Genomic DNA, 12,903 nt, shown 5'->3' on the forward strand with positions numbered 1-12,903 from the left:
GTATTTCTTTCCTTTGCGAGTGACTATTGCGCCGTCCAGCCGCCATCCACCGAGATGTGCGTGCCGTTGATCTGCGCTGCCGCCGGCGAGGCCAGGAAGACGGCGGTGGCCGCGATCTGCTCGACACTGACGAATTCCTTGGTCGGTTGGCGCTCGAGCATGACCTCGCGGACGACTGTGTCGCGGTCCATCTTGTGCGCCTTCATTTGGTCGGGGATCTGCGCTTCGACCAAAGGGGTCAGCACGTAGCCCGGGCAGATGGCGTTGCAGGTGATCTTGTCGCGGGCGACCTCGAGAGCCACGGTCTTGGTCAGCCCCATGATGCCGTGCTTGGCCGACACATAGGCCGACTTGTAGGCCGAGGCGACAAGCCCGTGCGCCGAGGCAATGTTGATGATGCGCCCGCCGCCTGCCTTCTTCATCAGTGGGATCGCCGCGGCGATGGTGTGGAACGCCGAGGTCAGGTTGATGGCGATGATCGCATCCCATTTCTCGACCGGAAATTCCTCGACCGGTGCGACATGCTGGATGCCGGCATTGTTGACCAGAACGTCGACGGAACCGAATCTTTCGGCGGCCCTGGCTACCAGCGCCCGGCATTCCGCCGCCTTCGACATATCGGCCTGGGTGTAGGCCGCCGCGACCTTGTGTTCGCTGGCGATGCGGTCGGCGATGGCGCGGTCGGACGGGGTGTCGGAGAAGGAGTTGATGACGACGTTGCAGCCTTCCGCCGCAAATGCCTCTGCAATGGCGAGGCCAATGCCGGAAGTCGAGCCGGTGACGATGGCGGTTCTGGTCGCAGCCATGACGGAAGTCCTTCGGACGGTGGTTTGATTGGATTGCTGCAATGCAACATACAGGTGTCTCGCCGTGCAACAAGGCAATTTGGCGGCGCCTGTGCCATTAACTTTGCACCATGACTCGCAAGGTGGGGCGAAAATGGACCGGCAATTGACAGGCAATGCCGCATCGTTCACCCAAGGCCGGCCTGGCAAAAAGCCCCGACGTCACAGGGTGGCTGCCTCCGCCGCATTTCAGATCCGGAGCCTCGCATGGCCGACGTCAGCTATTCCGATCCGCGTCTCGCAGCCGTCTACGACGCGCTGAACCCCGCAGGCGAGGACACAGCCTTCTATCTCGAAATGGCGGGCCATACCCCCCGGACCATCCTCGACATGGGCTGCGGCACCGGTCAGGTTGCCGTCGAATTGGCGCGACTGGGCCACCGCGTCACTGGTGCTGATCCGGCCGCCGCCATGCTGGCCATTGCGCGGGACCGACCGGGCGGCGAAGCGGTCGACTGGATCGAGAGCGATGCCGCGCGGCTGGCACAGGAGGCGCGTTTTGACCTCATCTTCATGACTGGCCACGTGTTCCAGGTGTTTTTGACGGATGACGAGATCAGTGCGGCCTTGCGCAATCTGCGCCGCCACCTCGCGCCGGAGGGGCGCCTGGTCTTCGAGACGCGCAATCCGTCCTTGCGCCCATGGCAAGGATGGACGCGCGAGCAGACGCGAAGGCACATGAACATTGCCGGTGTCGGCCCGGTCGAGGTTCACTACGATGTGACCTTCGCCGACGACCAACTGGTCCGCTACGAGACGCATTTCCGCTTCGGCGAGGAGGATCCTGTCGTTGCGCCAAGCGCGCTCCGATTCACCACGCAGGACCAACTCGCCTCGGCTCTGGCGCAGGCAGGTTTCCGCGACGTGAGATGGTATGGCAACTGGGACCGCTCGCCCGTCTCGCCCACCAGCCCGGAGATCATTGTCGACGCCGCCCTTGGCTCGCGCGACCACCTGCGATATTGACAACTCGCACCGCGCGCGCCACCTCAAGCGCGGATACCTCGAGCTTGAAGGCCGTTCATGACCGGCTACTTTTCCTCTCCATTTCCGCGCCGCCAGTCGGTTTCCGTCGATGTCGGCGGCGTGATCGTCGGCGGGACCGCGCCGGTCGTCGTGCAGTCGATGACCAACACCGATACGGCCGACATCGACAAGACCGTCGCCCAGGTTGCCGCGCTCCATCGCGCCGGCTCGGAGATCGTGCGCATCACCGTCGACCGCGACGAGAGCGCTGCTGCCGTCCCCCACATCCGCGACCGGCTTGCCCGCGTTGGTATCCATGTGCCGCTGGTCGGCGACTTCCACTATATCGGCCACAAGCTTCTGGCCGACCATCCGGCCTGTGCCGAAGCTTTGGCCAAGTACCGCATCAATCCGGGCAATGTCGGCTTCAAGGACAAGAAGGACAAGCAGTTCGCCGACATCGTCGAGATGGCGATCCGCCACGACAAGCCAGTGCGCATCGGCGTCAACTGGGGTTCGCTCGACCAGGACCTTTTGACCCGGCTGATGGATGAGAACCAGAAGAACGGCTCGCCGCTCACCGCCAACCAGGTGATGCGCGAGGCGATCGTGCAGTCGGCGCTGATCTCGGCCGACCTCGCCGAGGAAATCGGCCTGGCGCGTGACAAGATCATCCTGTCGGCCAAGGTCAGCCAGGTGCAGGACCTGATCGCCGTCTACACCATGCTGGCTTCCCGCTCCGACCACGCGCTGCATCTCGGCCTGACCGAAGCGGGCATGGGCTCGAAGGGCATCGTCGCGTCGTCGGCGGCAATGGGCATCCTTTTGCAGCAGGGTATCGGCGACACCATCCGCATTTCGCTGACGCCCGAGCCCAATGGCGACCGCACCCGCGAGGTGCAGGTTTCGCAGGAATTGCTGCAGACCATGGGCTTCCGCCAGTTCGTGCCGATCGTCGCGGCCTGCCCGGGCTGCGGCCGCACCACCTCGACGGTGTTCCAGGAGCTCGCCCAGAACATTCAGGAAGGCATCCGCAAGAACATGCCGGTGTGGCGCGAGAAATATCCCGGCGTGGAGCAGCTCAAGGTCGCGGTCATGGGCTGCATCGTCAACGGGCCCGGCGAATCCAAGCATGCCGACATCGGCATCTCCTTGCCCGGCACCGGCGAAACGCCGACAGCTCCCGTCTTCATTGACGGCCAGAAGGCAGCGACGCTGCGCGGCCCTTCCATCGCTGACGATTTCGAGAAGATGGTCGCCGACTATATCGAGCAACGCTTCGGGCGCGGCGGCAAGGCCGCAGCCGAATAGCGATGCGCGCGACAACGAGGACAGCGCCAGCTTTCCTCGTTTCGCTGGTTTTGTGCCTGCCCGCACTTGCCGATCCGCCCCGCGCGCGCAAGCAGGATCATGTCGCACGTGTGTGTGACCTCATCGATGTCCACGCCCGACGCCACGGCATTCCAAGCGAGTTCTTTGCCCGCCTGATCTGGAAAGAGAGCCGCTTCGATGCGAATGCGGTCAGCCCCGCAGGCGCGGAAGGCATTGCCCAGTTCATGCCCGGCACGGCGGCGATGCGCGGCCTGGCCGATCCGTTCGACATGGAACAGGCGATACCAGCCTCGGCGCGCTATCTCGGCGAGCTCAAGGCAGATTTCGGCAATCTGGGCCTGGCCGCAGCCGCCTACAATGCCGGCGAGAACCGCGTCGCGCGCTGGCTGTCTTCGGGCGGTTTCCTGCCGCTTGAAACCGAGGCATACGTGCTCGCCATCATGGGCGAGCCGGCCGACAATTTTTCCGACAGGACCCATGCCGGCACCAACCGCCCGCTCGATCCCAAGGTGTCCTTCGCCGAGGCGTGCCGCAAGCTGCCGGTCATCATGTCGGCGACGGTCGCCATGGCGAGCATCCACATCAAGCCCTGGGGTATCCAGGTCGCAGGCAATTTCCGCCGTGCCGCTGCCGTCAGCCAGTGGCTACGGGTGAAGGCGGAGTTTCCCAAGCTTCTCGCCGGACATGATCCGGTTGTCAGCCGCGTCCGGACACCGATAGGCCGCAGCGGCATCTACGCGGTGCGGATCGGCGCCGACGACCGTACTGAGGCAGATGCGATCTGCTCCAACCTGCACAAGGCCGGCGGCTCCTGCGTGGTGCTGAGGAACCGCTGACTGTCGGTATCTTCGCCGGGTCAGGTCTCCGCCAGCTTTGCGTCGATCGCCAGGGTCAGTTTGCGCAGCAGGGCGGCGAGCTCGTTCAGTTCCCCCGCGGGCATGCCGGCCAGCATTTCCAGTTCGCCGGCCATGTCGTCCCGGAAGGCGGCCTCGGTGCGCGCGCGCCCCGCTTCTGTCAGCACCACCGCCATGCTGCGGCCATCCGCAGGGGAGGGTTCGCGCCGGATGAAGCCGGCCTTCTCCAGCCGCCCCAACCGGTGGGTGAGCCCGCCCGACGACACCATCAGCGACCTGTAGAGTTCGGTCGGGGTCAGCCGGTAGGGCGGGCCGGCGCGCCGCAGCGTGCTGATGACGTCGAACTCGCCTCGGTCGAGCCCGAAGCGGGCGAAGGTGGCTTCGATGCCGGGCCGGACGAGGTTGGAGATGCGGTAGATGCGCCCGAGCACGGCCATCGGGGAGGTGTCCAGATCGGGAAGCTCGCGCGACCACTGCCCCCGCAGCCGGTCGACATGGTCGCCATTTTCCGGTGTTCCCGCCATCTTTCATTCCCTGTCTGTGAGCAGATATCTTGACGTGAAGATATCGTTGGATTATCTTTGCGCAAAGATAGTTGCCCGCCACCCTGGGGTCCAGAGGCTTCGCGCGGGCATGTCAGGGAGGCGAATATGTATCAGCTCATCCGTCGCGAAACTCTCAGGATGGGGCAGAGCCGCACGGCCCGCTTCGAGGGGCAGGATCACGGCTCGGGCGTGTCATTCTTCCTCGTCGACAATGAGCCGGGCCAGGGCCCTGGCCAGCACGTCCATCCCTATTCGGAGACCTGGATCGTGCGTGCCGGCAAGGCGGAATTCGACGTCGGCGGCGAGAAACTGGCCGCTTGTGCCGGTGACGTCGTCGTCGTCGGGGCCAATGTTCCGCATGGCTTCAGAAATGTCGGCGAGGACCGGCTGGACATCATCTGCGTGCACGCCTCGGACCGCATCATCCAGGAATGGCTGTAGCGGGCCTCCTTTCCGAAAAGCGGCTTCCATGCGGTGCGGATCGGCGCCGACGATCGTACTGAGGCCGATGCGATCTGCTCCAACCTGCACAAGGCCGGCGGCTCCTGCGTGGTCGTGAAGAACCGCTGAGGCAAATTCATGCCACTGCCGGCCGTGGCTGACTGCAGGCGAGCACCTGGTGAATAGTCACGGCGTCCGCCGCTTGGCGCAGCCGCGCGACCGCATCTGGATCGCGCAGCAGCCGGGCGATCCTGGCTAGCACGTTGAGATGTTCCTGGGGCGAGGCCTCGGGCAACAACAGCAGCACGACGAGATCGACGTCCTGCCCGTCGATGGCCTCGAAGGGGCAGGGCGTGCCGAGCCGGACGAAGGCGCCGAAAGGCCGTTGTAGGGCGCGCATCTTGGCGTGCGGTATGGCTACGCCCATACCGAGGCCGGTTGACCCCAGTCTTTCCCGTGCCGCGAGCACCGAGGTGATTTCGGCCGCTGGGCAGCCGGTGCGCCCGGCTGCATGCACGGCAAGTTCCTTCAGCAGCCGTGTCTTTCCCTCCGGCCTGAGGTCGAGGATCACGTCCTCGACCGCAATCACGTCGCCAATGTTCATGGTCAGGTCGAGAGCATGCTGGCGAGTGCCAGTCCGCCCAGCAAGACGCCGGTGACGAAGAACAGGCGCGTGAACATGAACGGTTCGGTCTGGCCGATAGCGCGCGCGTTGTCGTTCGTGCGCGGCTTGCCTGGACGGGCGGCGGCTTGGGGTTTGTCAGAACCGGCAAGCCGGTGCGGCATCTGAGTGCGCAGCATCGCAGTCTTCCTTGTTGTTCGCACCGGCCTGGCCAAAGGCCTCGGGCCGGCGCGTCAGAAAGCTAGCGGCCGCCGCATCAGGATTCGAGAGAGGCGGGACTGCGAAGAAATAGGAAAGTCATAGGGGCGCGGAAGCACTCAAGCCGAATGGACGAGCTTGGCGCTTTCGCTCAGCCAGGTGCCGATCTTGGCACCCAGCCTGTCAGGCGAGACCGGCTTGGGCAGATAGTCGTCCATACCTGAGTCGATGCATTTCTCGCGGTCGCCCTTCAGCGCATGCGCGGTCACGCCGATGATCGGCGTGCGGCTGCCGCTTCGGGCTTCCTCGGCGCGGATGGCGCGCGTCGCCTCATAGCCATTCATCTCCGGCATCGAGACATCCATCAGGATCAGCTTCGGCTTGAAGGTGCGGTACATCTCGACCGCCGTGCGGCCGTTGCCGGCGATGCGGTGGCTGAGGCCCAGGCCTGAAAGGATCTGGCCAAAGACCAGCTGGTTAACCTCATTGTCTTCGGCCACCAGCACGTCGAGCGTGCCGCCCTGCAGCGGCGCGACCTCCGGGTGGGTGAGCGCAGCCTGCGCCGGGCCGCGGATGACGGTAAGGGCAGGCGGTGCCTGGCGGACCGGCTCGCGCACAAACTCCGTCCGTCCGGCCTGTGAGCGCGCCTTCTGCACCGCGGCGATGACGGTTCCGAGCAGCACCGCCGAACGTGCCGGCTTGGTCAGGTGGGCCGCAATGCCGAATTCGAGGACCAGGCGGCTGAAATCGACCTGGTCGACGGAGGTCAAAAGCACCACCGGGATCGACGAGATGCGGCTGTCGGAGGCAATCGCCTTGGCGACGTCGGCGCCGTTCATGCCCGGCATCTGGTAGTCCAGGATGACGCAGTCGACGCTGGCGCCGAGCTGGGCGGCGCGGTCGAGGAAGGCTAGGCCGATGGCGCCGCTTTCGGCGGCAGCGCAGTCGAAGCCCCAGCTTCTGAGCTGTTCGAGCAGGATGTCGCGGTTGACCGGATTGTCGTCGATGACCAGCACGCGAGCGCCGGTGACGTCCATCGGCACGATCCCGCCGCCCTGGCGCGCCTCATGGACGGCGAGCAGGGCCGTGAACCAGAACACCGATCCCTTGCCGAGTTCGCTCTCGACACCGATCTTGCCGCCCATCAGGTCGACGAGGCGGGCAGCGATGGCCAGGCCCAGGCCGGTGCCCTCGTGGCGGCGGGTCGAGCTGCCGTCGACCTGGGCGAATTTTTCGAACACGCTCTGCAGCTTGTCGGCGGGGATGCCGATTCCGGTATCCTCGACGCGCACCTGCAGGGTCACGTTGCCGTCCACCGGCCTGCCCGACACGTCGACCAGCACATGGCCGCGCTCGGTGAATTTGACCGCATTGCCGACCATGTTGGTGATGATCTGGCGGAAGCGGCCGACATCGCCGACCACATGGGTCGGCAGGCGGGGGTCGATGCGGACGATCAGCTCGAGGTTCTTTTCTGCGACGCGGGCCGAGATCAGGGTTGCGACGTCCTCCACCGCCTCGCCGAGATGGAATGGCGCGGGGTCGAGCGTCAGCTGTCCGGCATTGATCTTCGAGAAGTCGAGCACGTCGTTGATGATGGTCAGAAGCGCGTTGCCCGATTTGACGATGACGTCGGTGAAGGTTCTTTGGCGCGGCGTGAGGTCGGTGCGTGCCAGAAGCTCGGCCATGCCCAGCACGCCGTTCATCGGGGTGCGAATCTCATGGCTCATATTGGCGAGAAATTCCGACTTGGCGCGGTCTGCGGCCTCAGCCCTGGAAAGTGACTCGGCGGTTTCGGCGAAGGCGCGGCGGATGGCGCTTTCCATCGGTCGGAACACCCAGAAGGCGACGGCACCGATCACCAGCATCAGCAGTGCGCTGGCGGTCATCAGCAACCTGTCGCTGCTCAACTCGGCGACACGGCGTTCGTCTTCCATCGCGCCGCGGGCGCGCACCAGCATCGGCTGGGCGAACAGGTCGTTCTGGTTGCGGATCTCGCGATAGCTCCACTCGTCGGGGCTCTGCGCCGTCGCCAGCGCGCCGAGATTGCGCGCCATGTCGCGTGCCGACCAGAACAGGTCGCCATTGACCGATGCGCTGTCGATTTCGCTTAGAGACTTGGCCGCGAGATGCGGGCGGATGGCGTCGATCGCAGCCGTTATCCCTTCGATGCCGGCTTCGAGGCGGGCGGCGTGATTGCGCGCCGCCATGGCGAGCGCCTCTTTCGTGTCCGGCCGCCAGGCGGTGGGCGTTGTCTCGGCGAAGTTGGCAGCGTTGCGCAGGTCGCGAGTGAAGGACAGGAGGTCGCCGGCGATGGCGTCGACGCTGCGGCGATAGGCGTTGCCCTGGCTGAAGGCAATCACGACGGCGGTGGAGGCGAGCCCGAAGATCAGCAGACCCGACAGGTATCTGATCCGAATCGAACGGATGAATGACGAGTGCTCTGGCATGCGCAACCCCAAACACATACGCACAACTTTATGGGGCAGGAATAGACACTATTAATATTAAGAGATTCTCACCCGCGCGAGGTGCTCGCGCAGGCAACACCCTAGGATAGTGCTTGGGATCAGCTGTTGCGGCTGGCGACGAAGCTTGCTGCGGCCTTGAGCATGATTGCCCGTTCGCCGAACGGCTCGAGCAATTCATGCGCTTGCGTCACCAGTCCGTCCAGCTGCGCTCGTGCCCATTCGGGGCCGTGCAGAGACACCAGCGTCGCCTTGCCGGCAGCGTCGTCCTTGCCGGTGGCCTTGCCCATGGTCTTGGCGTCGGCGGTGAGGTCGAGCAGATCGTCGGCGAGCTGGAAGGCGAGCCCGATCGCCGAGCCGAATTCGGCCAGCCTGTCGCGGTCGGCGGCAGGGGCGTCGGCGATGATCGCGCCGGCTTCGCAGGCAAAGCGGATCAGCGCGCCGGTCTTCATCGCCTGCAGCCGGATGATGCCGGCTTCGTCGGGCTTGTTGCGCTCGGCGTCGAGGTCGAGCGCCTGGCCGCCGACCATGCCGCCCGGACCGGCTGCGCGGGCGAGCGCCAGCACCAGGGCGGCCCGGCGTTCGGCCGGCAGCGGCGTCGCTTCGTCGGCGATGAGGTCGAAGGCATAGGTCAGAAGTCCGTCGCCGGCCAGGATTGCCGTTGCCTCGTCGAAGGCCTTGTGAACCGTTGGCTGGCCGCGGCGCATGTCGTCGTCGTCCATCGCCGGCAGGTCGTCATGGATGAGCGAATAGCAGTGCACGCATTCGAGCGCGGTCGCGATACGCAGCGCCGCCTCGCCGTCGCCGTCGAAAAGGGCCGCACTTTCCAGAACCAGGAAGGGCCTGAGCCGCTTGCCGCCGTTGAGCGCGCCATGGCGCATCGCCGCCATCAGATGCGCGGGCCGCACAATCTCGCTGGGCAGGACGCGCTCGTCGAGCAGAAGCCGCAATTGCGCTTCAACCGCGTCAGCGCGCAGCCCGAGTGCGGTTTCGAACATGATATCGCTGTCGATCGTCATGGCGGCGAGCGGTAGCCGACAGTCAGTCATTGCGCAAGAAGCCAAGCGCCTTTATGCCGAATGGCTGACAGGCAAGGGCAGGCGGGTTGGCAGAACCGATCATAGAGCCGGAAACCGAAAGGCTGGAGATGGGAGCAAGGCGCGGGTTCTCCTCGCGTGCGAGCCTGCCTCGCTGGGTGCGGCTGGGGGCGCTTGCCGCCGCACTCATGGCTGCGCTGCCGATCGTGCTCACCATCCTCTACCTGCCGCCCTTCGTCCGCCCGATCTCGACGCTGATGATCAAGGACCTCGTCACGCTGCAGGGCTATGACCGGCAATGGGTGCCGCTCGACGATATCGCGCCCGTGCTGGCCCATTCGGTCATCATGTCGGAGGACGGCCAGTTCTGTTTCCATAGGGGTGTCGATCTCGGCGAGTTGAAGGGCGTCATCAACGACGCGCTCGACGGCGAGTCGACCCGCGGTGCGTCGACCATTCCGATGCAGACGGTGAAGAACCTCTACCTCTGGAACGGCCGCTCCTTCCTCCGCAAGGCCGCCGAGCTGCCGCTGGCGATCTATTTCGATGCGCTGATGTCCAAGCGCCGGATCATGGAGATCTATCTCAACATCGCCGAATGGGGCCCCAACATCTATGGCATCGAGGCCGCCTCGCAGCATTATTTCGGCAAGCCGGCGAGCAAGCTGACCCGGCGCCAGGCCGCACTGCTTGCGGTGACCCTGCCCAATCCGCTCGCGCGCAACCCGGCCAAGCCTGGCCCCGGACTCAAGCGGCTGGCTTCCGTCATCGAGCGCCGTGCGGGCAAGGCCGGCGCCTATGTGCAGTGCCTCGATTAGCCGGGCACGCGCCTTGGCCGAAAAAAGAGTCGGTTCGGGCTGGTCAAGCTCGGTTTCGACGTGTATAGGCTCGCCAACTTATCTTAGTATCCGGCCTTGGAAACGGCCCTTTCACGAGGGCGGACAGGGTCACTTGACCGATTAGTGGAGTGTATCCATGGCTGTTCCAAAACGAAAAACCTCCCCCTCCAAGCGCGGTATGCGCCGTTCGGCCGATGCGCTGAAGGCCCCGACCTACGTCGAGGACAAGAACTCCGGCGAAATGCGCCGTCCGCATCACATCGACCTGAAGACCGGCATGTATCGCGGTCGCCAGGTGCTGACGCCCAAGGAAAGCTGAGACAGCTTTTTTTGGACGGGCCTATTTGGAAAGGACCGGCTTGGCCGGTCCTTTCTTTTTGTGCGTTTGACTATTGTCAGCCAGTAAGGCTGCCGGATCGATCTGGCGTGATCTGATGGGCTTGATCTACGAGCCAGCCCCGGCCGGGGGCCCGCTGCCTCCGGCGGCTCCCCGGCGTTCGCGCCCTTCGAACGGGGCCCGGCCCTTCGCTGTCGCTCCGGGCGTTCGGCACTCAAAAAGCCAAGCAGTTGGCTTTTTGTCGGCCTTAGGCCGACCGTGCCTCACCCCATCGAATCGATCTTGCGCTGCATTGCGGCGATCTGTTCCTTGAGTTCCCTGAGATCGTCCGCCTTCTCGGGCGCGGCTTCCTTCTTCGCCGGTTCGGCGGAAGCGCCGTTGCCATTGGGCATCGGGAAGGGGGTGAACATGCGCATCGCGTTCTGGAACATTTCCATGTTGCGGCGCGTCTGCTCCTCCAGCGCCTTCATCGGCGTGGCGCCCTTCATCATATCCATCGGCGTCTTGCCGAAGGCCGAGTTCATCTGCTCACGGAAGCGTTCCTGCTCCTTGGCGAAGGCAATCATCGACTGCTCGAGGAAGCTCGGCACGACCATCTGCATCTGGTCGCCATAGAAGGAAATCAGCTGCCGCAGGAACGGGATCGGCAGCATGTTCTGCCCGTCCTTGTTCTCCAGCTCGAAAATGATCTGCGTCAGCACGGGATGCGTGATGTCCTCACCCGTCTTGGCGTCCTGGACGGTGAACTCCTCGCCCTTCTTGACCATTTCGGCCAAGTCCTCGAGCGTCACATATGTACTCGTGCCGGTGTTGTAGAGACGCCGGTTGGCATATTTCTTGATCACGACCGGCTCATTCTTTGCAGGCATCAGTATCCTCCCCCGGAAGACCGGAATGCCGTGTAAGCAGCCGGTAACATTGCCCTCGGCAGCAGGATAAGCGCAAAGCAAGCGCAAATCCAAGCGATTTGTGCAGTGCAAGAAGCAATCGCCGCGCAGCGCCGGCAAAAAATGCTGCGCAGCATTGCTGCAGCGCAAGCGCAGCATGAGCCGTCAGCCGATTTTCCGGTTTGACTCGGGTCCTGGAACGGGCAAGAAAAGTGGTGGATACGAACACCCTCGACACAACAAGCCACCTCGTTTCACCACTTCTGGAGAGAAACATGTCCTCCTCTTCCTCCATCGTCGTCGTCAGCGCGGCCCGCACGGCGGTCGGCTCTTTCAACGGCGCCTTCGCCAACACGCCGGCCCACGAACTCGGAGCCGTGGCAATCAAGGAAGCGCTGGCCCGTGCCGGCGTCGATCCCAAGGAGGTCGATGAAGTCATCCTTGGCCAGATCCTGACCGCCGGTCAGGGCCAGAATCCCGCGCGCCAGGCCGCGATGGCTGCCGGCATCCCGCAGGAAGCGACCTCATGGGGCCTCAACCAGCTTTGCGGCTCGGGCCTGCGCACCATCGCCATCGGCATGCAGCAGATCGCCACGGGCGATGCCAGGATCATCGTCGCCGGCGGCCAGGAATCGATGTCGATGGCGCCGCACTGCCAGCATCTGCGCGGTGGCGTGAAGATGGGCGACTTCAAGATGCTCGACACCATGATCAAGGACGGACTGACCGACGCCTTCTACGGCTACCACATGGGCACTACCGCCGAGAACGTCGCCCGCCAGTGGCAGCTCACCCGCGACGAGCAGGACCAGTTCGCGGTCGCCTCGCAGAACAAGGCCGAGGCGGCCCAGAAGGCCGGCAAGTTCAAGGACGAGATCGTCCCCGTCACCATCAAGGGCCGCAAGGGCGACACCATCGTCGACCAGGACGAATATATCCGCCACGGCACGACGCTGGACGCCGTTGCCAAGCTGAAGCCGGCCTTCGACAAGGAAGGCACGGTCACGGCCGGCAACGCATCCGGCATCAATGATGGCGCTGCCGCCGTTGTGCTGATGAGCGAAGCCGAGGCTGTGCGCCGCGGCCTCACCCCGCTCGTCCGCGTCGTTTCCTGGGCAACCGCCGGCGTCGATCCGCAGATCATGGGCACCGGCCCGATCCCGGCTTCGCGCAAGGCGCTCGAAAAGGCCGGCTGGTCGGTCGGCGATCTCGACCTTGTCGAGGCCAACGAGGCCTTCGCTGCCCAGGCTTGCGCGGTCAACAAGGACATGGGCTGGGATCCGTCGATCGTCAACGTCAATGGCGGGGCGATTGCCATCGGCCACCCGGTCGGCGCGTCGGGCGCCCGCATCTTCAACACGCTGGTCTACGAAATGCGGCGACGCAGCGCGAAGAAGGGGCTCGCCACCCTATGCATCGGCGGCGGCATGGGCGTCGCGATGTGTGTCGAAGCGATGTAGAGCAAAAACAACAAAGGGCGGCCAAGGTGCCGCCCTTTTTGTCTTCATAAGCCTGTCACCAGAGCGGGCGAA

General features: G+C 64.6%; 14 protein-coding genes and 1 pseudogene. 8 read left to right on the forward strand and 7 right to left on the reverse strand.

The genetic code is table 11. From position 1 onward, the window contains the following. Window positions 1-23: 23 nt before the first annotated feature. Window positions 24-806: a 3-hydroxybutyrate dehydrogenase gene (locus ABSY17_RS04765; RefSeq protein WP_378947331.1), complete on the reverse strand. Its 783-nt coding sequence runs from the start codon at window positions 804-806 to the stop codon at window positions 24-26. Between the two features lie 246 nt (window positions 807-1,052). Here ABSY17_RS04765 and ABSY17_RS04770 point away from each other — a divergent pair, with 246 nt between their 5' ends. From ABSY17_RS04770 to ABSY17_RS04780, 3 genes are read left to right on the forward strand one after another with little or no spacing between them, the layout of a single operon-like run. Continuing rightward, the gene (locus tag ABSY17_RS04770; protein ID WP_378947334.1) at window positions 1,053-1,811 is read left to right on the forward strand and encodes a class I SAM-dependent methyltransferase; all 759 of its coding nucleotides are present in this window, start codon (window positions 1,053-1,055) and stop codon (window positions 1,809-1,811) included. A 57-nt stretch (window positions 1,812-1,868) separates the two neighbouring features. Beyond that, a complete protein-coding gene (gene ispG / locus ABSY17_RS04775; protein ID WP_378947336.1) occupies window positions 1,869-3,122 on the forward strand; it encodes a flavodoxin-dependent (E)-4-hydroxy-3-methylbut-2-enyl-diphosphate synthase in 1,254 nt (417 codons plus the stop codon). Window positions 3,123-3,124: 2 nt separating this feature from the next. Further along, the gene (locus tag ABSY17_RS04780; RefSeq protein ID WP_378947338.1) at window positions 3,125-3,979 is read left to right on the forward strand and encodes a lytic transglycosylase domain-containing protein; all 855 of its coding nucleotides are present in this window, start codon (window positions 3,125-3,127) and stop codon (window positions 3,977-3,979) included. A 20-nt stretch (window positions 3,980-3,999) separates the two neighbouring features. On the opposite strand, the gene ABSY17_RS04785 is transcribed toward ABSY17_RS04780, so the two are convergent. Then, window positions 4,000-4,521 (reverse strand): MarR family winged helix-turn-helix transcriptional regulator, encoded by a 522-nt coding sequence (locus ABSY17_RS04785; protein WP_378947341.1) that lies wholly within the window; start codon window positions 4,519-4,521, stop codon window positions 4,000-4,002. A gap of 126 nt (window positions 4,522-4,647) precedes the next feature. Between ABSY17_RS04785 and ABSY17_RS04790 the strand changes: the two genes are divergently transcribed. Then, complete coding sequence (locus tag ABSY17_RS04790) at window positions 4,648-4,983, forward strand: cupin domain-containing protein (protein ID WP_378947344.1); 336 nt, start codon at window positions 4,648-4,650, stop codon at window positions 4,981-4,983. Window positions 4,984-5,007: 24 nt separating this feature from the next. After that, window positions 5,008-5,112: pseudogene (locus ABSY17_RS04795) on the forward strand (SPOR domain-containing protein); the annotation flags it as partial. A gap of 7 nt (window positions 5,113-5,119) precedes the next feature. On the opposite strand, the gene ABSY17_RS04800 reads toward ABSY17_RS04795, so the two are convergent. The 4 genes from ABSY17_RS04800 to ABSY17_RS04815 form a co-directional block, all read right to left on the reverse strand. Then, complete coding sequence (locus ABSY17_RS04800; RefSeq protein WP_378947347.1) at window positions 5,120-5,587, reverse strand: PTS sugar transporter subunit IIA; 468 nt, start codon at window positions 5,585-5,587, stop codon at window positions 5,120-5,122. 2 nt (window positions 5,588-5,589) lie between these two features. Next, window positions 5,590-5,784, reverse strand: a complete 195-nt coding sequence (locus tag ABSY17_RS04805; protein ID WP_378947350.1) for a hypothetical protein — start codon at window positions 5,782-5,784, stop codon at window positions 5,590-5,592. Window positions 5,785-5,922: 138 nt separating this feature from the next. Beyond that, window positions 5,923-8,253, reverse strand: a complete 2,331-nt coding sequence (locus tag ABSY17_RS04810) for a response regulator (protein WP_378947353.1) — start codon at window positions 8,251-8,253, stop codon at window positions 5,923-5,925. Window positions 8,254-8,372: 119 nt separating this feature from the next. After that, the gene (locus ABSY17_RS04815; RefSeq protein WP_378947356.1) at window positions 8,373-9,320 is read right to left on the reverse strand and encodes a polyprenyl synthetase family protein; all 948 of its coding nucleotides are present in this window, start codon (window positions 9,318-9,320) and stop codon (window positions 8,373-8,375) included. Window positions 9,321-9,376: 56 nt separating this feature from the next. Here ABSY17_RS04815 and mtgA point away from each other — a divergent pair, with 56 nt between their 5' ends. Next, on the forward strand, window positions 9,377-10,126 hold the full coding sequence (mtgA, locus tag ABSY17_RS04820; RefSeq protein WP_378947359.1) for a monofunctional biosynthetic peptidoglycan transglycosylase: 750 nt from the start codon (window positions 9,377-9,379) through the stop codon (window positions 10,124-10,126). 157 nt (window positions 10,127-10,283) lie between these two features. Next, window positions 10,284-10,466, forward strand: a complete 183-nt coding sequence (gene rpmF, locus ABSY17_RS04825) for a 50S ribosomal protein L32 (protein ID WP_008834724.1) — start codon at window positions 10,284-10,286, stop codon at window positions 10,464-10,466. A gap of 281 nt (window positions 10,467-10,747) precedes the next feature. On the opposite strand, the gene phaR is transcribed toward rpmF, so the two are convergent. Further along, window positions 10,748-11,353, reverse strand: a complete 606-nt coding sequence (gene phaR / locus ABSY17_RS04830) for a polyhydroxyalkanoate synthesis repressor PhaR (RefSeq protein WP_378947362.1) — start codon at window positions 11,351-11,353, stop codon at window positions 10,748-10,750. A gap of 293 nt (window positions 11,354-11,646) precedes the next feature. Here phaR and ABSY17_RS04835 point away from each other — a divergent pair, with 293 nt between their 5' ends. Further along, window positions 11,647-12,831, forward strand: a complete 1,185-nt coding sequence (locus tag ABSY17_RS04835) for an acetyl-CoA C-acetyltransferase (RefSeq protein ID WP_378947365.1) — start codon at window positions 11,647-11,649, stop codon at window positions 12,829-12,831. Window positions 12,832-12,903: the final 72 nt, after the last annotated feature.

It is taken from the genome of Mesorhizobium sp. ANAO-SY3R2, assembly GCF_042466635.1.
In the GTDB taxonomy this organism is placed as follows: Bacteria; Pseudomonadota; Alphaproteobacteria; order Rhizobiales; family Rhizobiaceae; genus Aminobacter.